This window comes from Hydrogenivirga sp. 128-5-R1-1, assembly GCF_000171895.1.
This window is the reverse complement of sequence record NZ_ABHJ01000417.1, coordinates 1-1,283: the sequence shown is the minus strand read 5'-3', so window position 1 is coordinate 1,283 and position 1,283 is coordinate 1. Positions and strand designations below refer to the sequence as shown.

Genomic DNA, 1,283 nt, shown 5'->3' with positions numbered 1-1,283 from the left:
GTAGTTAATATTCCTTTAAAAAATACGAATGTAAGCAATAAAAAATATTACATTATGTATTTTGCAACTATGCCAAGCTTAAAGGAAATAGAAAAAATAAAACATAAATATGAAAAAATCTTAGATAAAAAATTTTATGTTTTAAAGGTAAAAGATGGCAAATATTATGCAGTTGCATTACTTTATACTGACAAAGAAAAGGCTAAAAAAGATTTAAACAAATTTAGAAATATTTTAAGGAAAAAAGATATATTTTTTACTGGAAAACCTTACAAGATTGATATTGTAGAATATTAAATTACTTTTACTGCAAAATCAAAAAGTTTTTTATAGTCGTTTTTTACGTGGAAAGTTAAATATTTTCTTATATAAAAGCTTTCAAGATTTAAATTTATATCATCTGGAACTGTATAAATCCCTCTACCACCCTGCATAGAGTGTATTTTAAATTTAGCCCCTCTATGAATTTTTAAAATTTGCTTTTTATTAATGTTTATTATCTTTCCGTTTATTTTTGCAGTAATCACTGGATTTTTTATCTTTAAATAATTTTTTATATTTTTTAGTACATAAGAAAAACCGGGCTCAATTTCAATATTATAAATCTTGAAAAACTCCTCAAGCATGTAAAAGTGAGTTTTTATCTTTTCTTTTACAGATGGGAGTTGTTTTGATGCTTCAAGACAAAAAGCCGGAATATTATTTTTCAAGCACCAGCCGGTTAGAGCCTTCCTTTGTTCTTTATGTTTATCTGAACTAAATGTCTGTGTGTTGTATACAGGTATTTTGTATTTTCTTTTTGTTATTTTTTTATTTGCATTTTGTGATACGAACTTAGCTATTTTAAAAAGTGGAAAATTTTTATATTGAATTTCATCTATTACTATACACTGACCCCATCTATTTGGATTTAAAATGTGAAATCCGTATCCATCATGTAAAGAAAGCACAACATCTGGTCTAAAAGTCAAAATAAGCTGTTTTAAATTTTCTACAAATTTATAATCTGGGTCTTTTTTACTTATGTGTTTGAATTTTCTATTCATATCCCCATTGTATCCTCTAACATCTGCGATTACAGATGTAAAATTACTTCTTGGTACGACTATAAGTGTCCCTTTTTTTACTTCTAAATCCGCTAATATATCGGCTGCTTTATATGCACCAATTTCATTACCGTGTATTCCACCTATAATTAAAACCCTACCTCCTTTTTCTTTTCCTTTCTTTACAAAGTATTCAAAAGGCTTTTCTGGAAGTACTATACGAACTTTATTGTTAAT

2 protein-coding genes are annotated in these 1,283 nt (G+C 26.6%); one reads left to right on the top strand and one right to left on the bottom strand.

Going from position 1 to position 1,283, the window contains the following annotated elements; genetic code table 11:
- On the top strand, nt 1–297 hold a 297-nt coding region (locus tag HG1285_RS20065), incomplete at its 5' end, for a hypothetical protein (protein ID WP_008289483.1).
- On the opposite strand, the gene HG1285_RS01095 is transcribed toward HG1285_RS20065, so the two are convergent.
- On the bottom strand, nt 294–1,283 hold a 990-nt coding region (locus HG1285_RS01095; RefSeq protein WP_032497192.1), incomplete at its 5' end, for a M14/M99 family metallopeptidase. The genes HG1285_RS20065 and HG1285_RS01095 overlap by 4 nt on opposite strands.